Annotated in this window: 20 protein-coding genes; 6 read left to right on the top strand and 14 right to left on the bottom strand. The window is 67.7% G+C overall.

The genetic code is table 11. The features are described from left to right. Positions 1 to 23: 23 nt before the first annotated feature. From E3O39_RS05340 to E3O39_RS05330, 3 genes are all read right to left on the bottom strand, one after another. Complete coding sequence (locus E3O39_RS05340) at positions 24 to 1,004, bottom strand: carbohydrate ABC transporter permease (protein ID WP_134446748.1); 981 nt, start codon at positions 1,002 to 1,004, stop codon at positions 24 to 26. After that, on the bottom strand, positions 1,001 to 1,972 hold the full coding sequence (locus E3O39_RS05335; protein WP_134446746.1) for a carbohydrate ABC transporter permease: 972 nt from the start codon (positions 1,970 to 1,972) through the stop codon (positions 1,001 to 1,003). Before E3O39_RS05335 ends, E3O39_RS05340 begins: the two co-directional genes overlap by 4 nt. A gap of 174 nt (positions 1,973 to 2,146) precedes the next feature. Next, a complete protein-coding gene (locus E3O39_RS05330) occupies positions 2,147 to 3,511 on the bottom strand; it encodes an ABC transporter substrate-binding protein (protein ID WP_134446745.1) in 1,365 nt (454 codons plus the stop codon). A gap of 365 nt (positions 3,512 to 3,876) precedes the next feature. Here E3O39_RS05330 and E3O39_RS05325 point away from each other — a divergent pair, with 365 nt between their 5' ends. Next, positions 3,877 to 4,914, top strand: coding sequence for a LacI family DNA-binding transcriptional regulator (locus E3O39_RS05325; RefSeq protein WP_134446743.1), 1,038 nt, complete (start codon positions 3,877 to 3,879; stop codon positions 4,912 to 4,914). Here the strand turns inward: E3O39_RS05325 and E3O39_RS05320 are convergent. The 4 genes from E3O39_RS05320 to rplJ all read right to left on the bottom strand — a co-directional run bounded on the left by E3O39_RS05320 (position 4,911) and on the right by rplJ (position 7,849). Then, entirely contained in the window at positions 4,911 to 6,203 is a 1,293-nt protein-coding gene (locus tag E3O39_RS05320; RefSeq protein WP_134446741.1) for an MFS transporter, read from the bottom strand. The genes E3O39_RS05325 and E3O39_RS05320 overlap by 4 nt on opposite strands. Then, a complete protein-coding gene (locus E3O39_RS05315; protein WP_134446739.1) occupies positions 6,200 to 6,715 on the bottom strand; it encodes a MarR family winged helix-turn-helix transcriptional regulator in 516 nt (171 codons plus the stop codon). Before E3O39_RS05315 ends, E3O39_RS05320 begins: the two co-directional genes overlap by 4 nt. Positions 6,716 to 6,899: 184 nt before the next feature. Further along, entirely contained in the window at positions 6,900 to 7,283 is a 384-nt protein-coding gene (gene rplL, locus E3O39_RS05310; protein ID WP_134446737.1) for a 50S ribosomal protein L7/L12, read from the bottom strand. 44 nt (positions 7,284 to 7,327) lie between these two features. Continuing rightward, complete coding sequence (gene rplJ / locus E3O39_RS05305) at positions 7,328 to 7,849, bottom strand: 50S ribosomal protein L10 (RefSeq protein WP_134446735.1); 522 nt, start codon at positions 7,847 to 7,849, stop codon at positions 7,328 to 7,330. A 418-nt stretch (positions 7,850 to 8,267) separates the two neighbouring features. On the opposite strand from rplJ, the gene E3O39_RS05300 reads away from it, so the two are divergent. Both E3O39_RS05300 and E3O39_RS05295 read left to right on the top strand, forming a co-directional pair. Then, on the top strand, positions 8,268 to 10,025 hold the full coding sequence (locus tag E3O39_RS05300; protein ID WP_134446903.1) for an MDR family MFS transporter: 1,758 nt from the start codon (positions 8,268 to 8,270) through the stop codon (positions 10,023 to 10,025). 2 nt (positions 10,026 to 10,027) lie between these two features. Further along, a complete protein-coding gene (locus E3O39_RS05295; protein WP_134446733.1) occupies positions 10,028 to 10,516 on the top strand; it encodes a MarR family winged helix-turn-helix transcriptional regulator in 489 nt (162 codons plus the stop codon). An 18-nt stretch (positions 10,517 to 10,534) separates the two neighbouring features. On the opposite strand, the gene E3O39_RS05290 is transcribed toward E3O39_RS05295, so the two are convergent. After that, positions 10,535 to 12,235 carry a HAMP domain-containing sensor histidine kinase gene (locus E3O39_RS05290; protein ID WP_134446901.1) on the bottom strand — a complete coding sequence of 567 codons (1,701 nt, stop codon included), beginning with the start codon at positions 12,233 to 12,235 and terminating at the stop codon, positions 10,535 to 10,537. Beyond that, on the bottom strand, positions 12,235 to 12,981 hold the full coding sequence (locus E3O39_RS05285) for a response regulator transcription factor (protein WP_134446731.1): 747 nt from the start codon (positions 12,979 to 12,981) through the stop codon (positions 12,235 to 12,237). The genes E3O39_RS05290 and E3O39_RS05285 overlap by 1 nt, the downstream gene beginning before the upstream one ends. A gap of 287 nt (positions 12,982 to 13,268) precedes the next feature. Here E3O39_RS05285 and E3O39_RS05280 point away from each other — a divergent pair, with 287 nt between their 5' ends. Beyond that, positions 13,269 to 13,865 (top strand): YqaJ viral recombinase family protein, encoded by a 597-nt coding sequence (locus E3O39_RS05280; protein WP_370294727.1) that lies wholly within the window; start codon positions 13,269 to 13,271, stop codon positions 13,863 to 13,865. Here E3O39_RS05280 and E3O39_RS05275 read toward each other — a convergent pair. The 5 genes from E3O39_RS05275 to E3O39_RS05255 all read right to left on the bottom strand — a co-directional run bounded on the left by E3O39_RS05275 (position 13,825) and on the right by E3O39_RS05255 (position 17,921). After that, positions 13,825 to 14,538: a signal peptidase I gene (locus tag E3O39_RS05275; protein ID WP_134446727.1), complete on the bottom strand. Its 714-nt coding sequence runs from the start codon at positions 14,536 to 14,538 to the stop codon at positions 13,825 to 13,827. The genes E3O39_RS05280 and E3O39_RS05275 overlap by 41 nt on opposite strands. Beyond that, the gene (locus E3O39_RS05270; protein WP_134446725.1) at positions 14,535 to 15,338 is read right to left on the bottom strand and encodes an LPXTG cell wall anchor domain-containing protein; all 804 of its coding nucleotides are present in this window, start codon (positions 15,336 to 15,338) and stop codon (positions 14,535 to 14,537) included. Before E3O39_RS05270 ends, E3O39_RS05275 begins: the two co-directional genes overlap by 4 nt. A 1-nt stretch (position 15,339) precedes the next feature. After that, a complete protein-coding gene (locus E3O39_RS05265) occupies positions 15,340 to 16,659 on the bottom strand; it encodes an RICIN domain-containing protein (RefSeq protein ID WP_134446723.1) in 1,320 nt (439 codons plus the stop codon). A gap of 3 nt (positions 16,660 to 16,662) precedes the next feature. Beyond that, positions 16,663 to 17,154 (bottom strand): hypothetical protein, encoded by a 492-nt coding sequence (locus E3O39_RS05260; RefSeq protein WP_166788301.1) that lies wholly within the window; start codon positions 17,152 to 17,154, stop codon positions 16,663 to 16,665. Positions 17,155 to 17,357: 203 nt separating this feature from the next. Continuing rightward, positions 17,358 to 17,921 carry an alternate-type signal peptide domain-containing protein gene (locus tag E3O39_RS05255; protein ID WP_134446719.1) on the bottom strand — a complete coding sequence of 188 codons (564 nt, stop codon included), beginning with the start codon at positions 17,919 to 17,921 and terminating at the stop codon, positions 17,358 to 17,360. Between the two features lie 412 nt (positions 17,922 to 18,333). On the opposite strand from E3O39_RS05255, the gene E3O39_RS05250 reads away from it, so the two are divergent. Both E3O39_RS05250 and E3O39_RS05245 read left to right on the top strand, forming a co-directional pair. Next, positions 18,334 to 19,341, top strand: coding sequence for an NADP-dependent oxidoreductase (locus tag E3O39_RS05250; protein ID WP_241984978.1), 1,008 nt, complete (start codon positions 18,334 to 18,336; stop codon positions 19,339 to 19,341). Further along, on the top strand, positions 19,338 to 20,753 hold the full coding sequence (locus E3O39_RS05245; protein WP_134446717.1) for a deoxyribodipyrimidine photo-lyase: 1,416 nt from the start codon (positions 19,338 to 19,340) through the stop codon (positions 20,751 to 20,753). Before E3O39_RS05250 ends, E3O39_RS05245 begins: the two co-directional genes overlap by 4 nt.

The following is a 20,753-nucleotide window of genomic DNA, read 5'->3' as shown; positions in this document are numbered from 1 at the left end:
TTCGAGCGGATGCCCGGGCCTGGTCAGCCCTTCGTCGAGCCGGCCAGCAGGCCGCGCACGAAGTAACGCTGCAGGCTGAAGAACACGATGAGCGGCACGATCAGGGACACGAAGGCCGCGGCCGTGAGGCGCTGCCAGTCCTGCCCTCGGGTACCGGTGAGTTCGGCCAGGCGCTGCGTGAGCGGGGCGACATCCGGCGTGCCGCCCGAGAAGATCAGGGCGACGAGCAGGTCGTTCCAGACCCAGAGGAACTGGAAGATCGCGAAGGACGCGAGCGCGGGCACCGCGAGCGGCAGCACGATCCGGAAGAAGACCTGGCCGTGGCTGGCGCCGTCGACACGGGCTGCCTCGATGACCTCGCTCGGGATCTCGGAGATGAAGTTGTGCAGCAGGAAGATCGCCAGCGGCAGCGCGAAGATCGTGTGCGCGATCCAGACCGGCAGGTAGTTCTGCGCCGGGATCATCGGGATCAGCTGGTGCAGCGCCTCCTGCCCGGGCTTCAGGATCGCGGTGAACATCTGGAGCAGCGGGATCAGCGCGAGCTGCAGGGGCACGATCTGCAGTGCGAACACGAGCACGAAGAGTGCGCCACTGCCCTTGAACTTGATCCAGGCAAAGGCGTACGCGGCCATCGAGGCGATCACGAGGGGGAAGATCGTGGCGGGGATCGCGATCGCGAGGGAGTTCACGAAGTACGCGCCGAGCTGCGGGGAGGACTGCGAGGTGGAGAGCAGCACCTCCTTGTAGTTGTCGAGCGTGAAGCCCGGGTTCTGCAGGATGGTCCACCACCCCGTCGTGGTGATCAGCCCGGCGGGCCGGAAGGAGGACACGAACAGGCCGAAGGTCGGCAGCGTCCACAGGATCGCGATGACGAGCGACACGACCGTCGCCGTGCGCGACGTGAGGCGCCGTTTCACCCTGGCCGACTTGGTGCCGACGGTGACGACCTCGAGGGCATTCTTCTTGGTGCCGACGATGGGCAGGTCGACTACGTTGTCGCTCATCGGATCTCCCTCTGCTTGCGCATGATTCGTACGTTGTAGATGACAATCGGCAGCACCATCAGGAACAGCACGATCGCGAGCGCAGCGCCACGGCCCTGCTCACCGGCCCGGAATGCCTGCGTGTACATCTCGTTGGCGATGACGCTCGTGTTGAAGTTACCGGCGGTCATCGTGCGCACGATGTCGAAGACTTTGAGGGTGGCGATCGAGATAGTCGTGATCACGACGACGAGCGAGCCGCGGATGCCGGGGATCGTCACGTTGGTGAACCGCTGCCAGGCGTTGGTTCCGTCGAGTTCGGCGGCCTCGATCTGCTCGGTCGGGACCCCCTTGATGGCTGCAGAGAGGATGACCATGGCGAATCCGGTCTGGATCCAGATCATCACGATGATCAGGAGGAAGGTGTTGATCGGCGAGGTCTGGAGCCACTGCACCGGCTGGCCGCCGAGCCAGACCACGATCTGGTTCAGGAGGCCGATCTGGTCGCTTCCTCCCGACTTGTAGTCGTAGATGAAGCGCCAGATGATTCCGGCACCGACGAAGGAGATCGCCATCGGCATGAAGACGAGGGCCTTGAAGTATTTCTCTCCCCGGGACTTGTCGATGAAGACCGCGTAGCCGAGGCCGATGGCCGTTGAGATCGTCGGCACGACGACAACCCAGATCAGGGTGTTGCCCAGGGTGATCAAAGCAGCCGGCTGGGTGAACATCCAGACGAAGTTCTCGGCGCCGACATAGGCACCCGAACTGTTGGTGAACGCCAGGAGGGAGGTGCGGAATGCCGGGTAGATCAAACCGGCAAGCAGCAGGAGGAGGGCGGGCGCGATGAAGAAAGTCAGCTGCCAATAGTCGCGCCCGCGTTTGGGCGCCCTGTCTATCAGGAAAAGCAGGAGACCAATGACAAGCGCGAACGCTGCCAGTGCCCCCACTACCTGGATTATCTTTCCGAGTAAGTCTGCGGTCGTCATTGGCCGGTCCCTTCAATCGTGCGCGAAGCGGTCGTGCGAGGGGTCGCGTGGAGGTCGTGTGGGTGGTGCAGGTGGTGCGGTCGTGCGGGAGGCGGGTGGCGGGTGGCGGGGCCCGCCGACTTCTCGGCAGGCCCCGCCCCGGTTGGGGCATCCGCTAGCGGATGCCCCGGGGAACTAGCTCTTCGGCCAGCTCGCCTCAATGGTGTCCGTGACCTTCTGGCTGCTGTCGCCGCTCAGCCAGGACACGATGCCCTTCCAGAACGAGTCGGTGCCGACGGCACCGGGCATCAGGTCGGAACCGTCGAAACGGAACACCGTCTTCGGGTCCTGCAGGATGGTGATGCTCTGCTTGAGCAGGTCGCTCGAGGCGTTCGCGGGGTCGAGGCCGGTGTTGGCGCTGATCACGCCGCCCTCCTTGACCCGGTTGTTCGCCCAGGTGTCACTGGACAGGTAGGTGAGCGTCGCGGTGATCGCGTCGCTCGTCTTGAAGGCTCCGACGAGCTCGCCGCCACCGGTGACCGCCTGGTCGCCGCCGGCCTTGACCGGGGGAAGCAGGAACGCGTAGACATCGCCCGTGGGGGAAACCGTCACCGCGGAGCCGTCCGCCTTCTTCCAGAAGCCCTCGTAGAACGAGGCCTGGTGGTGCAGGGAGCACTTACCGTCGAGGATCGGGAGGCCCGCGTCGCCGAACTGCGTGGAGATGATCGACGAGACATCGCCGAGACCACCGTTGACGTCGTCCGGGTTCTTGAGGATCGCACCGACGGAGTCGAACGCCTTCACGATGGCGGGGTCGTTGAACGGGATCTTGTGCGTGACCCACTTGTCGTAGGTGTCCGCGCCGGCCTGGCGAAGCACGTAGTCCTCGACCCAGTCGGTTCCCGGCCAGCCGGTTGCGTCACCTGATCCGACACCGGCACACCACGGCTTGTGGTCGCCGTCGGCCGCGATCTTCGCGGTGAGTGCGGTCAGTTCATCGAGGGTCTTCGGGATTTCGTAGCCCTTGGCCTTGAATTCCGCGGGCGAGTACCAGACGTAGCCCTTGACGCTCGCCATCAGCGGGGCGGCGTAGAAGGTGCCGTCAGCTGCGGTGCCGTAGCCCTTCCAGTCCTTCGACCACCACTTGTCGACGTTCGCCTCGACGGCGGCCGGCGCCTTCTTGAGGAAGCCGGCAGCAGCGAGCTTGTTGAAGAGGCCCGGCTGCGGGATGATGCCGATGTCGGGAGCGTTGCCACCCTCGGCGAGCACCGCGATCTGGGCTTCGAATTCCTTCGTGCCCTGGTAGGTGACCTTGATGCCCGTGCAGGACTGGAAGTCGGCCCAGGAATTGACGAGGCGATCGGCCTCGACGTCCTGGATGGTGCCACCGATCTTGACCTCGGGGCTGTCCTTGAACGTCCCGTAGGACGCGTAGTCGGCACAGTTGGACGACGACGAACTGGATGCGGCGATGTCGCCTGTGCATCCGGTCAGGGCGAGTCCGACCACGGCCGCGGTGGCCAGCGGCAGGTAGAGCCGGCGGTGCTGCTTCACGCTCATGCGTTTCTCCTCATTGAGTGATGCGGGTACGCGAGCTATGCGGTTCACGTACCGAAATGTGATGCGGGACTGTGTTGCGGGAATGTACTGCGGGAATCAAGAACTGCAATACGGGATCGTGCCGGGTATCCGATTCCCCTGCCTTCGTAAGTAAGGAACCGGTTCCACATCACAAACTACGGGAGGTCAGCGGGATTGGCAAGACAATCTTTGTCACGAAATCGCAAAGATTCCGGCGATGATCGCGCGACCACGCACACGCGGGCATTAAAAGTGTCACAGTTCAGCCTTTTCTGCTGGAACCGGTTCCAGTAACAGCGAAAGGAGCGCTACTCTTTCGTTACCGATCCAAAGGAGGACGAGTCGTGAGCGCAATCGCCGACGTGGCACGCCTCGCAGGCGTTGCAAAAGCGACGGCATCCCGCGCACTCAGCGGTCGCGGTTACGTTTCGGAGGCGACGCGGCTCCGGGTCGTCGCGGCCGCGAGGGAGATCGGCTACGTCGCCTCGCCGAACGCCGCGAGCCTCGTGACCGGGCGCACGAAGAACGTCGGCGTGATCATCCCGTTCATCAGCCGGTGGTTCTTCTCCGAGGTGCTCGAGAGCCTGGAACAGGCCCTGCTCGCAGAGGGCTACGACATGACGCTCTACAACCTCCCGGCAGCGTCCGCCGAACGCGACAGCGTCTTCGAGTACTTCCTCGCTCGCAAGCGGTTCGACGGGGTCATCTCTGTCGGCGTCGCCTTGAGCGAGGCGGAGGTCGATCGACTTCACCGCCTCGGGAGGCCGTTGATCGGCATCGGCGGGCCGATCAGGGACGTGCACACGATCGCGATCGACGATGTCGCGACAGCGCGGCTCGCGACCGAACACCTGCTCGGCCTCGGCCACGTCGACGTCGTGCACGTCGGCGGAGATCCGATCGACGAGATGGACTTCCGGGTGCACAGCCAGCGCCTGAGTGGCTTCTACTCCGCCATGCGCGACGCAGGCCGCTCGACGGACCGATGCTTCTACCCCTGCGAATTCAGCATGCCCGGCGGCTACGAGGTGGGGTTGTCCGTGCTCGGCGACCCGCGTACCCGTCCGACCGCGATCTTCGCCGCGAGCGACGAAATCGCCATCGGCGTCATCGTCGCGGCGCGGGAACTCGGCATCCAGGTGCCGGCCGAGCTGTCCGTGATCGGCATCGACGGGCATCCGTACGCGGACATGTTCCGCCTCACGACCCTGGAGCAGCATCCACGCAGGCAGGGACGCCTCGCCGTGAGCGCGCTCCTGACCGAACTCGCGCGCCCGACGGACGCGGACGCGAGGCTCGAGGAAGACGGATACCTCACGGTGCTGCCGACGAACCTCGTGATCCGGTCGAGCACGAGCGGCCCGCACCGGCCACGCAGTTAGCTGTCTCCGGCGCCGATCGCCTCTGCCTCTTCGAGCTCGTCCTCCATCGCACCGTCAGCACGGGCGAGGTGGCGGTGGCCGAGCACGAGAATCGCGACGGCCACGAGAACGGATGCCGCCCCGGCGTAGAACGGGACCGCCGGCCCGAAGAACTCCGCGAGCAGGGTTGCGGCAGGCGGCGCGATCGCCCCGCCGAGGAACCGCACGCCCGAATAGGCCGAGGACGCTACCGGGCGCGGCAGGTCGGTCGCCTCCATCACGGATTCGGTGAGCACGGTGTTGAGCACGCCGAGCAGCAGCCCGCCGACGATGACGCACGTGACGACACCGGTGGCCGAGCCGATCAGCACGCCCGCTGCCGCGAGGTCGAGGGCGAGCAGGGGCAGCACGAGCCAGAGCACCCGGCTGCGGCGCATCCGCCTGGTCAGGAGCGGGGCGACCCAGACCGAGGTGACGGCGAGCGAGATGCCCCAGCCGAAGAAGACCAGGCCGAGGGTGATCGCACTGCCCAGGCCGAGCGGCACGAGCGCGAACGGCGTGTACGCGAGCAGCACGAAGAAGCCGATGTTGTAGAACAGGGCCGCGCTCGCGAGGATGCCGAGCCCCGGCCGGGCGAGCGCCCGGAAGGGTGCTGACAGCCGGATCGGCGCGGGCTTCTGCGGCTCCTTCTTCAGCATCACGATGATCGCCACGAAGCCGATCGCCATCAGCGCCGCACTGCCGAAGAAGGGCCCGCGCCAGCTGATGCTGCCGAGCAGCCCGCCGATGAGCGGGCCGATCGCGATGCCGAGCCCGAGGGCCGCCTCGTAGAGGATGATCGCCGAGGACGTGCCTCCGGATGCCGCGCCGACGATGGTCGCGAGCGCGGTCGAGATGAAGAGGGCGTTGCCGAGGCCCCAGCCGGCGCGGAAGCCGATGATGGTCTCGACGTTCTGCGACAGGCCGGCGGCGAGCGCGAACACGATGATGAGCGCGAGGCCGATCAGCAGGGTGCGCTTGGCGCCGATCCTGCTCGACAGCCAGCTCGTGAAGAACATCGCGATCCCGGTGATCACGAGGTAGCTCGTGAAGAGCATCTCGGTCTGGGTCGGGCTCGCGGCGAGGTCGCGGGCGATCGCAGGCAGGATCGGGTCGACGAGGCCGATGCCCATGAACGCGATCACGCACGCGAAGGCGACGGCCCAGACCGCGGTCGGCTGGTGCAGGATGCTGCCGGCGCCTTCCCGTCGTCCGTGCACGTCGGTTGCGGCAGGGGTTCCGTGTTCCGCCAGCGCGGTCACGCGGCTCATGCGCGGGCTCCGGCCGGACGGCCAGGCTCAGACGCAGGCACACGTGCCGCAGTGACGGCCGCGGTGGGCACCCGCTCCACGGGCACCTCGCTGCCGTCGAGGCGTTCGCGCAGGATGTCGACGGCGTTGCGGATCGTGGCGAGCTCGGCATCCGCCAGCCCGTCGAACATCGGCAGGAGGGCTTCGGCGAGTTCGCTGCGCCAGGCGGAGAGCGCTGCGTCGCCGGCAGCAGTGATCACGGTGCTCGTGACGCGGGCGTCGAGCGGGTCGGCGAGACGGGCGGCCCAGCCGCGTCCGACGAGGTGTGCGACGAGCTTGGTCGCGGTCGGCTGCGAGATGCGGCTGCGGGCGGCGATCTCGCCGAGGCGGATCGGGCCGAGCTGGCGGAGCACGCTCAGGGTGCGCCAGACGGCCGGCGACTCCCGGCTGTCCGCGGCGTGGGCGGCGACCCGGGTGAGCCGGTGGTTCACGGTGATCAGGTCACCGAGGAGTGCGGGAAGGTCAGAAGGCATTCCCCCACTGTACATAGCTTGGCTATCTATGTCCATAGCCCGGCTATGGACATCGGCCCGCGCCCGGGTCCGGTCGGGTTAAACAGCAGAGGGCGCCGCATCCAGTGGATGCGACGCCCTCGGCGTGTTGCGAATCGAACGGCTGACGCCTGTCGACCTCGAGTGAACCCCCTGGGGGGCCCGACTACTTGAGGGTGACGGTGGCGCCGGCGGCCTCGAGGGAAGCCTTGCCCTTTTCGGCGGCTTCCTTCGTGACGCCCTCGAGGACGGCCTTCGGCGCGCCATCGACAACGGCCTTGGCCTCGCCGAGGCCCAGGCTGGTGAGCTCGCGCACAACCTTGATGACCTGGATCTTCTTGTCGCCAACGGACTCGAGGATGACGTCGAAGGCGCTCTGCTCTTCGACCTCTTCAACGGCGGCGGCGGGGCCAGCGGCACCGGCGACGGCGACGGGGGCTGCTGCGGTGACCTCGAAGGTCTCCTCGAACGCCTTGACGAACTCGGAAAGCTCGATGAGGGTCAGGCCCTTGAACTGTTCGAGCAATTCTTCGGTGGAAAGCTTTGCCATGATTATTCTCCCTATAGTTTCTTAGTTACTCACCGCTAGCAGGCCTATGCCTGGTTCGCGGACTCCTGCTTCTCACGCAGTGCTTCGATGGTGCGAACAGCCTTCGAAAGCGGTGCGTTGAACAGATATGCGGCTCCGAACAGCGAGGCCTTGAACGCGCCGGCCAGCTTGGCCAGCAGCACTTCACGGGACTCGAGGTCGGCGAGCTTGCCTACCTCTTCGGCAGTGAGCGGGCTACCGTCGAAGTAACCACCCTTCACTACCAGGAGAGGGTTTGCCTTGGTAAAGGCACGCAGGGTCTTCGCGACGGCGACGGGGTCTCCGTGCACGAAGGCGATGGCGGACGGGCCGGCGAGTTCGTCGTCAAACGACGTGATGCCGGCGTTGTTGGCCGCAATCTTGGTGAGCGTGTTCTTTACCACGGCGTACGTGGCGTCCGCACTGATGGAAACGCGCAGCGTCTTGAGCTGCGCAACAGTGAGACCGCGGTACTCGGTGAGCAGAACGGCGGTCGAGCTCTGGAATTTCTCCGTCAGCTCGGCGACCGTTGCTTCCTTGTTCGCCATGGCGCTCCTCTTGGTTTCATGTGCCGGTAGCCCGGGGCGCAGACATGAAAAAAGCCCCAGCGCAAGCGCCGGAGCTGAGCAGTCCTTGCGAACTGAAACTGAACTTCGATTCCTGCGCGGGCTGTTCACATGAGTGAACCTTCGGTCACCGTCCATTACTGGGCAGCGACAACCGGCGGTCTTTGGCTTCGTTCACTGTAACGGATGCCGCTGGCGGGCGCAAATCGCGGCATCCGCCCCTCAGCCCGTGAGCGGAACGGCATAGGTAGTTGACCTGAGTCCACTATCGAGATATAGTTGATGCTTGTCAATTACACGCCCCAGGAGTTTCATGTCTCGCGTTTCATCCGTTCGTACCGCTCCACCGCAGAACCCGCAGGACCGGCAGCCCCTCCCCCACCGCGACTCGGACACGCCGATGTCGAAGCGGCAGGTACTCGAGGCCCTCTCCGGCCTGCTGATGGGCATGTTCGTCTCGATCCTCGCCGGGACCGTCGTCAGCACGTCGCTGCCGCTCATCCTCTCCGACCTGCACGGTGACCAGTCCGCATACACCTGGGTCGTCACGGCGACCCTGCTCGCGACGACCGTGAGCACGCCGATCTGGGGCAAGTTCGCCGACCTCTTCGACCGCAAGCTGCTCATCCAGCTCTCCCTCGTGGTGTTCGTCCTCGGTTCCGCACTCGCGGGCTTCTCGCAGAACACCGGCACCCTGATCAGCTTCCGGGTGCTGCAGGGCCTCGGCGCCGGCGGCCTCGCCGCGCTCAGCCAGATCATCATGGCCGACATCATCAGCCCCCGTGACCGCGGCCGCTATGCCGGTCTCTTCGGCGCGGTCCTCGCCCTCGGCACCGTGGGCGGTCCGCTCCTCGGCGGTGTCGTGACGGACGCCTTCGGCTGGCGCTGGAACTTCTTTATCGCACTGCCCGTCGCGATCCTCGCGATCATCCTGCTGCAGCGCACCCTGCACCTCCCGGCCAGGGTCAAGCGGGTCGTCAAGATCGACTACCTCGGCGCGATCCTCATCACTGCGGGCATGTCGCTCCTGATGATCTGGGTGACCATCGCCGGCACCCAGTTCGAGTGGGCATCCGTGCCCTCGTTCCTGATGGTCGGCGGCGCTGTCGTGCTGCTCGTCGCCGCGGTGTTCGTGGAGTTCACGGTCAGCGAGCCGATCATCCCGCTCACCCTGTTCAAGAACCGCACCTTCACCCTCGCGGTGATCGCGAGCATCTCGGTCGGCGTGTCCATGTTCGGCACCTCCGTCTTCCTCAGCCAGTACATGCAGCTCGCCCGGGGAGCCACGCCGACCCAGTCCGGCCTGCTGACCATCCCGATGATGGGCGGCTACCTGATCTGTTCGGTCACGTTCGGCACCCTGATCAGCCGCACGGGCAAGTGGAAGGCGATCATGGTCTCGGGCGGAGCGCTCGTGATCGTCGGCTTGCTGTTCCTCGCGACCCTCGACTACCGGACCGATCTCGTGCTCGTCGGCGTCTACATGTTCGTGCTCGGCTCCGGCCTCGGCATGCTGATGCAGAACCTCGTGCTCGTCGTGCAGAACTCGATCGAGGTCAGGCACCTCGGCGTCGCCACGAGCAGCGTCACCTTCTTCCGCAGCCTCGGTGGAACGATCGGCGTCTCGGTGCTCGGCTCCGTGCTCGGCACGGCGGTCGCGCAGCACATCACCGACGGCGTCGGCGCGCTCAGCGCCGCCGACAAGATGGCCGCGGCGAGCGCGCTCGGCTCCGGCGCCATCCCGCGCATCGCGGACCTCCCGGCCGCGGTGCGCACCCTCGTCGAATCCGCGTACGGGTCCGGCGTCGGCACGGTCTTCCTTCTCGGCATCCCGCTCGCCGTGATCACCCTCGTGATGGTCACCCTGCTGCCGAACGCGTCCCTCGGCCGGAAGACGGGCATTGCCAGGGCCCGCGAAGGTTCCGGGGACGGCACGTCGGCCGGGCACACCGGCGTGACTGCCGCGGAGCGCGCCGCAGAGGACAAAGCCGGGCGCGCTGCCGAGCGCGAAACCGAGGTCGAGGAGATGGAAGACATCCTGATCGAGGTGAGCGCGGCATCCGCCGGCCTCGCCCCCGCCGGGCTCAACAACCCGACCGGGGTGATTCACCTGCCGCGGGACGACCAGCCCGGCGCGCACAGAGTCAGTAGTCTGTGACCATGATCCAGGGGACTCCGACAGCGTCCACGCACACCGACGAGCGGGAGGACGCACCGGGCGCTGAGTCGGCGACGGCGATCGCCGAGGTCGAGGAGCAGCTGAGCGTGCTCGCCGGGTTGATCCGGGCGAGCATGCGGGATGCCGCGCTCTTCATCGACGCGTCGCTGCAGCCGTTCGCGTTCAAGCTCCTGCGCCACATCGAGCGCTACGGGCCGACGCACTCGAGCGCGGTCGCCGCTGCGCTCTACGTGGACAAGAGCGTGATCAGCCGCCAGGCGAAGCAGCTCTGCGAACTCGGTCTCGTGCGCACGGAAGTCGACCCGGACGACGGCCGCGCCCGGTTCCTCGCCGTCACAGACCTGGCACGGGCCAAACTCGACGCCGTACGGAACGGTGAGACCGCGATCGTGCACAAGCGCCTGAGCGATTGGCCGACGGACGACCTGCACCAGCTCGCCACGCTCCTCGCCCAGCTCAACACCCCGTAGCCCGCGCCACGCCGCGGGTCAGGCGAGCGGGAGCGACACCCGGAACTCGGTGCGGCCCGGCCGGCTCGACACCGTGACCTCTCCCTGGTGCGCGGTCACGACAGCCTGGACGATGGCGAGGCCGAGTCCGGTGCTTCCGGTTCCGCGGAACCGCGAGCTGTCGCCGCGGGCGAAACGCTCGAAGAGAGTCGTCTGCAGGTTTGCCGGGATGCCGGGGCCGTCATCCGTCACGGTCACGATCGCACGGCCGTCCTGCTCGGACAGCGCGACCTCGACGGTCGTGTCCGGCGGGGTGTGGATGCGCGCGTTCGCGAGCAGGTTGGTGAAGACCTGGTGCAACCGGGGCGTGTCGCCAATGGCCTGGATCGGCTCATCGGGAAGCTCGAGGTTGAGCACCCGGTCTCGGCCGGCCGCGTGCGCATCGCTGACGACGTCGACGAGCAGGCTCGTGAGGTCGACGGTGCCGTGTTCGAGTTCGCGGCCCTCGTCGAGGCGGGCGAGCAACAGAAGGTCCTCGACGAGCCCGGTCATCCGAACCGACTCGGATTCGATCCGGCTGAGGGCATGCAGGGCGTCCGGCGGCAGCTCCTGGCCGGAGCGCCGGGTGAGCTCGGAGTAACCCCGGATCGAGGCGAGGGGCGTGCGGAGCTCGTGACTCGCATCCGCGACGAACTGCCGTACCTTGTTCTCGCTCGCCTGCCGGGTCTCGAGGGCGAGGTCGACGTGGTCGAGCATGCGGTTGAGCGCGGAGCCGACCTGGCCGACCTCGGTGCGGGGGTCGGTGTCCGCGGCGGGGACCCGGTCGACGAGGCTGACCTCGCCGCGGTCGAGCGGGAGCTCCGAGACGCGGGCGGCCGTTGCCGTGACGCGCTGCAGCGGGCGAAGTGCGAGGCGCACGATCCACATCGCGAGGATCGCGACGACGATGATGCCGACGAGGGAGACGACGCCGATGATCATGGCGAGCTGCGTCGCGGTGCCGTCGACCGTGCTGAGCGGGAGGCCGACGATCGAGAGGGTGCCGGTGCGGCTCGAACTTGCGAGGATCCGGTAGTTGCCGACATCGCCGCCGAGGTCGACGGTGACGGGCTGCGCGGTACCGGTCTGGCTCGCGAGGATATCGGCCTTCTGCACGAGGAGGTCGACCTGGTGGGCCGTGAGTGCGACGATCGTGCCGGTGTCGTCGGTGTAGCCGGCCGTGAGGGTGGAATCGTAGAAGACGAGGGCGAGAGTGCCCGGCTGGCCGGGGCCGTTGAGGATGACGCTCGCGGAGGGCACGAACACCGGCAGCGCGGCGCCGAGGTCGTTGTCGCGGCGGCCCTCGAGCATCGAGTGCGACCGTTCGGCGGCGGAGCTCACCTGCTGGTCGAGGCCCGCGAGCAGGTTGGCGCGCAGCACGGTGACGCTCACGACACCGATCGAGATGCTCACGAGGGCGAGCAGGCCGACGACGGCGAGCACGAGCCGGCGGCGCAGGGTCCAGGGGGCGCGTCCGGGTCGCAGCCAGAGCGGACGCCGCAGCCACCGCGGGCGGCCGACCCACTGCGGTCGACGTGACGGATGCTGCGGGCCGGGTCGTGCGGGCGAGCCGGCCGGGTCGAACGGGTCAGTCCGGTCGGCAACGTCGGCCACGTCAGCCACGCCAGCCGCGTCAGCCGCGTGGGTCGGGTCAGCCGCGTCAGCCGGGTCGAGCGAATCCGGCCGGTCGGTCGGCGTCATCACGCGGTTTTCAGCATGTACCCCGCACCGCGCACGGTGTGGATCATCGGCTCGCGTCCCGCATCGATCTTCTTGCGCAGGTACGAAATGTAGATCTCGACGACGGAGGACTTGCCGCCGAAGTCATAGCTCCAGACCCGGTCGAGGATCTGGGCCTTGCTCAGCACGCGGCGTGGGTTGCGCATCAGGAAACGGAGCAGTTCGAATTCGGTCGCGGTGAGCTCGATGGCGTCGCCGGCCCGGGAGACTTCGTAGCTGTCCTCGTCGAGGGTGAGGTCACCGACCGAGATGCGCGGGTCGACGGAGTCCGACACGGCCAGGGTCGAGCGGCGGATCAGGCCGCGCAGCCGGGCGACGACCTCTTCGAGGCTGAACGGCTTGGTGACGTAGTCATCGCCGCCCGCGGTGAGGCCGGCGATGCGGTCGTCGAGGGAATCCTTCGCGGTCAGAAAGAGAACGGGAGTCTCATAGCCGTCGGCGCGCACGCGCTGCAGCACCTGGAGGCCGTCGATGTCGGGAAGCATGATGTCGAGCACGATCGCATCCGGCCGGAACTCGCGGGCGATGGTCAGCGCCTGGCGTCCCTCGCCTGCGGTGCGCACCTCCCAGCCCTCGTAACGGAGGGCCATCGAGAGCAAATCCGTGAGCGTGGGTTCGTCGTCGACGACGAGCACTCGAATGGGGCTTCCGTCGGCCTTGTGGAGACGCGGCCCGCGGGTCGAGTGGTCTGTTTCACGTGTGCTCATAGATCTCAGTATCGCGAGCTTTCTATGAAAAGCCTATGCGGGGACCTTGGCGCTCCTGTGAATGGGGTTCGCGCCCGCTCTGCCCCTCCCCTGCCGCCCCATCGTTCGCACCCCGCGCCCAACCAATTCGACGGATCGGTTGGGCGGGAACGGCGGTCGCGGCTGGCACAATGGGGAGGGTGACCGATACCCTGCTCCCGCTTTTTGAGCCGGCAGGGTCACTCACGGTCTCCTCGGCAGCCGCAGCATCCGTCGCCGCCGTCACCGCAGCAGTCGCTGCGCCGGCGATCGCCCCGCACCTGCTGCGCATCGTCGCCGACTCAACGGACTGGGCGGCCTGGATGCGCGCCCGCAACCAGGGCATCACGGCCACGGATGTCGCCAAGCTCGCCACTCCCAAATCGGTGCAGAACGCGGCCAACGACAAGATGAACGGCAGCAACTTCGGCGGCAACACCTACACCGACCACGGTCGCGCCCGCGAGCCCGTGATCGCGTCCTGGGTACTCGACAACTACGGCATCGAACCGAGCACGACCCTGTTCCATGCCGCCGGCCACCGCCGCCACCTCGCGACCCCCGACGGCGTGGGCACGGATGCCCGGACGCTCGAACTCTCGGAGATCAAGACGACGAACAAGGCGTGGCGCAGCATCCCGCGCTCCTATATGCGGCAGGTCTGGTGGCAGCAGTACGTACTCGGCGCCGATCGCACGCTGCTGGTCTGGGAGCAGCACCGGGACTTCGTGCCGATCCGGTCGCAGCCGGAATGCCGCTGGATCGAACGCGACGAGGACCAGATCGCGATCCTGGTCGTTTACGCGAACCAGTTGATCGACGTGCTCAACGCAATGGCGACCCGGGCGCAGCAGGCTCGGGCGTAGACGCGATCCTCGCGGCCCCGGCGGCCACGGCGGCGGCCGCGCGGCGGCGCTTGCGCAGCGCGCACACGGCGCCGCTCGCGAACATGTATCCCATGTAGGCGAACAGCAGCCCGGCGACGATGGGCACGATCCAGCTGCGGCTCTGGCCGTTGACGGCGTTGTTGACCCAGCCGACCCACGGCACGGAGTACCAGAGGCGCCCCTGGATCTGTACCGGAAGCACCTGGTCTGCATCGGCGACGCTGTTGTTGTCTCCCTTGAAGGTGAAGGTACGTCCGCCTTCGGAGCTCGAGCTGATCGCGGTGACCCGGTGGGTGATGACGCCCGGCTCCCCCGAGCGGATCTGGTATGTGACGACGTCGCCGATGCGGATCTCGTCCGGGGTGACCGGGCGCACGATGATGAGCGTTCCGGGCGGCAGGGTGGGTTCCATCGAACTGGTCAGCACGGTGAGCGGGGTCGACCCCGTGACCTTGGGGACCACGATCAGCAGCAGCGCGAGGGCGACCACGAGGAGCAGGACCGCTCCGCTGACCGCGAGCCCGAGGTAGTGCAGCAGGCTCTTGTCGGGCGGGTCGACGGGCGCAGGGGCCTCGTTCGCGGCCGCACCGGGCACGGATGCCGCGGGTGCCGGCGAGTGTTCCGGTGCAGACTGAAGCTGGGTGCTGGTCATTCGCGGTCCTCCTCAGGGCGGCGACGGCGGGCGAGCAGGAGAAAGATGCCGATCCCGAGCAACAGGCCGCCGACGACCAGCACGGGTGCGGGCGGTTCGACGCCGGTGTGCGCGAGGATTCCGCTGCCGACGACTGCCGGGTACGCCGTCGGAGTCGTGGCGGTCGGGGTCACCGGCGTCGGCGGAGCGCCGGGAAATGCCGGCACGACCGTTCCCGGATCGTCACACGGAGACGCCGCGAACGGGCCGGCAACGGCATCCCGCATCGCCACGAGCAAGCCCAGGCTCGCGCTCGCTCCCTGGTCGACAGTGCCGGAGACATCCGCCATGGTGAACGTGACGACGAGTTTCATCGTGCCGCCTGCCGCGATCGGCTGCGAGGGCACGACGATCGCGCAGCTATCGAGCCTGCGGAGGGTGCGGGTGAGGGTGTCGCCGGTTCCGGAGTTCCACGCGGCGAGAGTGATGTGATCGGCGTATCCGCCGGACGGGAGCAGCACGTCGTGCGCGCTCACCCGCACCTCGGCCGGCGCGGCGGTCGGGTTGCGCACCCAGAGGGCGGCCTGCTGGCTGCCGCGCGGGACGAGCAGGCCGAGGCCGTCGAAGAGGCCGGCGTTGAGCGTCGTCGCGAACGTCACGCCATCGGTGCTGAGGAGCAGGTCGACGGGGGCGATCGGAGTGGCGCCAGCCGAGGCGCTTGCCGGCGCTGCGACGCCCGAAACGGCGAGTGACATGGCGAGCGCAGCGATTCCGAGGGCGGATGCCGCGACCCGGCGACCCCGGATCGGGTTCGGGCGCATGTCAGCCCACCCACGTCATGGTGAAGGTCTGGCTGGCCAGCCCGAGAACACCGCACGGCTGTTGCTCCAGCTGGATGTTGTTCGTTGCGGTGGTCTGCCCGCTGACGTCGAGACACTGGCCGCTGTCGTTCACGAAGCGGTAGGTACCGCTTCCAACAGCCCCGACGGCCGTGATGCGCCAGCTCTGGTTCGAGGTCCCGGCATTCTGGAGTTGTGCGGCGAGGCCGGCGGCGGCGCCCCTGCCGGTATCCCAGAAGAGCTGAGGGGCGTACTTCGCCTTCACCGCAGACACACCGGCAGGGTTCGAGAAGTTCCAGGACTGGTTGTCGAAACCGGTCGACTTGCAGCCGAAGCTGATCATCGCAGTTCCGGCCGCCGTCGACTGGTTCTCGCCGTCGATGCAGAGTCCGGTCGTCGCATTCTTGACCTTGTACCAGGCCCCGGAATTGGGGCCGGCGGTCGCGATGACTGCAGCTGTGGACAGGGGCGAGGCATCGCCGGCCGCATCGAGGGCCCTGACCGTGTAGCTGTACGCCGTGCCGACGTCGAGCCCGGTGTCGGTGTAGGTCACCGTGGGCGCCGTCGTCGTCCCGATCAGGGTCCCGTTGCGGAAGACCTGGTAGGTGATGATGGCTGCTGTGTCGGCGGGTTTGGCCCAGGTCAGGGTCGCCGTGTGGTCCGTCGTGGTTGCAGTGGGCGCGCCGGGTGTCAGGGTGTTCGCGACCGTCTGGGTCGCGTAGATGGCGAGCGGGGCGATCGCCCAGTTGCCGACGCTCGAGGTGAGGGTGACGGTCGGCACTGCGGAGATACCGACGAGTGCGAAGCGTTGCGCCTGCGTGATCGTGCTGCGCACGCAGAAGTATGCGGACGTTCCCACGGCGAGCGCGGTCGCGCCGCTGCCGGAGAAGGTCAGTGCCGAGGTCCAGTGCTGGCCGGTGGGACTGGTAGAGGTCGCCCCGGTCGAGCAGGACGCCGCCGAGGCGACGGGCCAGGTCTGCAGGTCGACGCCGGTCGCGAGTGTCGTCGCGGGAGCCGTCAGCGTCAGCGTGTACGGCGCAGGGATGTTCCCCTTGTTCGTAACGGTCACGACCTTGGTGACCGACAGCGTGCTCGAGTCATACAGGACGGCGAGCGTGTCGAAACCGGTCTGCGTGACGGCCAGGCTGCCGGCCGTGACGGACGCGATTGCGGTCACCCCCGGCGCGGTCCAGCTCGCCTGGGCGACGCTCGTGCCTGCCAGGGTAAGGAAGAGGGTGAACGCGAGCGCCAGCATCCGTTTGGGCGAACGGATGCGAGGAGCGCGGCGCTGCACGGTGGACATGGCTCAGGCCTGGATTCCGTCGATGACGATGCCGAAGTTCGCGGCGGAGAGGCCCTGGGTCGTGGCAGGGGCGGACAGCGGCAGGGTGACGGAGACGCAGAGGGTGGTGGACCCGCCGACGGGGAGGGTCTTGCCCAGACTCGTGACGACCGGGGTGGTGTTGAGGACTGCGGTCCAGGTCGGGGCAGGCACGACCGGGCAGGTACCGACGAAGAGGCCGATGCTCAGGGACGCCGAGAGGGTCGTCGCCGGAACCGGCGGAGTGAATCCGGCGATCCGGAGTGCGAGCGGAACGTTACCGACGTTGGTGACGGTGACCGGGGCACTGACCGTGACGCCCGGGTAGAGCACGCTGGTCGGCAGGGTGAGAGTGGACACGGTCAGGGTCGCGGTGCCGGATTTGATGGTCGTGGCCGCAGACACCGGGGCACTCGCATTGAGGTATGCGTATGAGCCACCAGCGCCGAGGACCGCAAGGCAGATCGCGGCCGCCACAGAGACCGCGGTCGAGACGATGGTCCGAAAAGAGGGGACACGCGTCGCGGCTCGCAGGCCTTTTCGAAGGACTGACTGGATCCGAACCATGCGGGAAGACGTTTGGAGGGGAAACATGTGCACCCCAATTCATCGACCAACAGTGTTTCTGAGGCTAGGAAGCCGGTGCGTCTGGCCGAGACCAGACGCACCGGCGGGACCGACTAGATCTGGGTCAGGAGGACCGAGAAGTTGCTGAGATTTACGGAACCGCCCTGGGCGGAGTTGTCGACGGAGGTGCCGAATGGCCAGGTGATGGTCGCTGTGACCGTCACGGTTGTCGCTCCCTTGACGACCGAGTATCCACCGGTAACGGCGGTCAAGTTGGCGGTGAGGGCGGCGCTGCTGCTCAGTGCCGTCGCCAGCTTCGTGTCGAATGTGCTCGACGACGTCGCAGTGATCGCGGCCCCACTCAGGGACAGCGTCGCCTTCAGGTTGTCGCCTGTGGCTGAAATGTTGAGCACCTTGGTGTAGGTGAGAACATCACCGGGGACTGCCTTGTATGCCGCGATGCTCGTGATCGGGACCGGCGCGTTCGTTCCCACCGTGCTCGTCCAGGTTCCGGGCGCGGCGGGCGTCGGCTCGGTAACGGACAAGGTGCCGGCCGCGATCGTCGCAGCGCCACCAGCGGTCACCGTCGAGTTCCACGAGGCGAAGGTGCCCGCACCGCCGAGGAGGAGCGCCACGCCGACCGCGCCAGCGAGGGAGCCTTTGAGAAGCTTGTTCATGATGGATCCTTTTCGACGCCGCGACGGGCATCAGGGTAGTTGCAGGCCGAGATTCGGCCGACCAATGTGGGAAGGACAGTTCGTTCGTTGCCCGGGTGGGAAGGATCGCGCCACTTCGGGTGCGGCGCGAAACTCCACTCGGGCAACGGGTCACCGAATACAGGCCAAAGCCACGCCGGTCACCCGGTGGAGCTCGACTCGAACGGTCCCCCTAAATGAGGACTTCGGTCCCCCTTTATGTGGACAGACTACGACGGCGCGACAGGGCAAATCCAGACCTCCAAGCCCCCAAGGTGAGGCACATCCGTCGTTTTCGCACCCCCAGATCGAGTCACGTTACTAACCGAATCCGGCCGGTGGCCGACGGTTTCTCAGGCTGTCCACCCGGTGCCCGCCGGGAGACAATGGACTCATGGGAAATGCAACGAACGTGCCCCCGACCATGCGTGCCCTCGTCATCGACCGCACCGGCGCGGCCGAGGAATTACACCTGGACACCGTGCCGACGCCGATCCCCGTACTCGACGAGCTCATCGTGCGGGTCGTCGCCGCGGGCGTCAACCCGATCGACGCGAAGACCCGGGCCGGCTCTGGCGTGGCGGCGGCAATCCCGGCATTCCCCGCCGTGCTCGGCTACGACTTCAGCGGAATCGTGGTGAGCTCGCCGTACGAGGCCTTCCCTCTGCAGCCCGGTGACGAGGTCTACGGCATGACCCGCTTCCCCCGCACGACGGGCAGCTACGCCGAGTACGTCGCCGTCTCGAGCATGAGCGTCGCCCGCAAACCGTCGACGCTGAGCCACATCGAAGCCGCCGCCGTGCCTGTCGCTGCGCTGACCGCGTGGGAAATGGTCGTCGACATCGCCGAGGTGACCCCGGGCGAGCGGATGCTGATCCACGCCGGCAGCGGCGGCGTCGGCCACTTCGCGGTCCAGATCGCCAAGGCCTTCGGCGCGTACGTGATCACGACCGGCTCGCCCCGCAACGCCGAGTTCCTGCGCCAGCTCGGCGCCGACGAGGTCATCGACTACACGAGCATCCGCTTCGACGAGGTGCTCGCCGACGTCGACTCCGTGATCGACCTGATCGGCAATGTGCACGACGACACCGGCACGCGGTCGCTCCGCATCCTCCGGCCCGACGGGGTGCTCGTCAATGCGCCGAGCGGCAGCTGGCCGACCCTGCAGGCGGACGCCGAGGCCGCCGGCGTGCGGGCAACCGGATTCAAGGTCGCTGCCGACGCGGATGCCCTGGACTGGATCACGAAGATGATCGACGACGGCGCGGTGCGGCCCCACATCGACCACGTCTTCGAACTCGCGGAAGGCCCGGCCGCTCACCGCCTGATCGAAGAGGGCCACACCCGCGGCAAGATCGTGCTCCGCATCTCCGATGTCGGAGTCTCGGGAACGGGCGCGTGAGCCCAGCCTCGGGCACCGGGCCGACGATCGTCTGGTTCCGCGACGACCTCCGCCTCGCCGACAACCCGGCACTGCACGCGGCCGTCGAACGCGGGCTGCCGATTGTCGCGGTCTACGTGCTCGACGAGGACTCCCCGGGTGTCCGGCCGCTCGGCGGGGCGTCCTGCTGGTGGCTGCACGGCAGCCTCCATGCGCTTGGCGAATCACTGAAGGCACTCGGCGGGAGCCTGCTGCTCCGGCGCGGACCGGCGGCCGATGTGATCGGCACGCTTGCGGCATCCACGGGAGCCGGGGCCGTGTTCTGGAACCGCCGTTACGGGGCTGCGGAGCGCGCGGTCGATACCGCGATCAAGGCCGGGCTGCACGCCGACGGCGTCGAGGCCCGGAGCTTCGCCGGTTCGCTGCTGTTCGAGCCGTGGACGATCCGCACGGGACAGGGCAACCCGTACTCGGTGTTCACGCCGTTCTGGCGGGCGTGCGTCGCCGGGCCGCCCCCGCGCGAGCCATACCCGGCGCCGGAATCGATCGACGACGGGTCGGGAACACTGCCCTCTGACCGGCTCGAGGACTGGGGCCTCCTGCCCACCCGCCCGGACTGGGCCGCCGGGCTCCGTGCCGCCTGGCAGCCGGGCGAGGCTTTCGCCGCCGAGGCGCTCGACACGTTCCTGCGTGAGTCGCTCGCGCGCTACGCAGACGAACGGGACGCCCCCGCCCAGACCGCGACGAGCCGCCTGTCGCCGCGGCTTCGCTGGGGCGAAGTGAGCCCGTTCCAGGTCTGGCACGCCACCCAGCGGGTGCTCCGCGGGGCGGATGCCGCCACCGCGTCGAGCGCGCAGCGGTTCCTCACCGAACTCGGCTGGCGGGAGTTCAGCTATCACGTGCTCTTCCACGCACCCGAGCTTGCGACCGAGAATCTCAAGCGCGAGTTCGACCGCTTCCCGTGGCCCCCGCTCGATGACCGCGTGCTCGAGGCGTGGCAACAGGGCCGCACCGGCATTCCGCTCGTCGACGCCGGGATGCGCGAACTGTGGCAGACCGGGAGCATGCACAACCGGGTACGCATGGTCACCGCTTCATTCCTCACCAAGAATCTATTGGTGGACTGGCGCGTGGGCGAGCGCTGGTTCTGGGACACCCTCGTCGATGCCGACGGCGCGAGCAACCCGTTCGGCTGGCAGTGGGTCGCCGGATCGGGCGCGGACGCTGCACCCTACTTCCGGGTGTTCAACCCCGAACTGCAGGCGGCGCGGTTCGACCCGCACGGGGAGTACATCCGCGAGTACGTGCCCGAAATCGGCACGGCTGCCTACCCCGCTCCGCTCGTCGACCTCGGCGAGACCCGGCGCGCGGCTCTGGCCGCCTACGAGTACGTCAAGGCCGCGAAGGCGCCCGCCCCGGTTCCCTCGGCCTGA

This window comes from Cryobacterium sp. MDB2-A-1, assembly GCF_004402675.1.
Classification (GTDB): Bacteria; Actinomycetota; Actinomycetes; order Actinomycetales; family Microbacteriaceae; genus Cryobacterium; species Cryobacterium glucosi.
The sequence above is the reverse complement of the archived record's forward strand: the minus strand, read 5'-3'. Positions and strand labels throughout refer to the sequence as shown.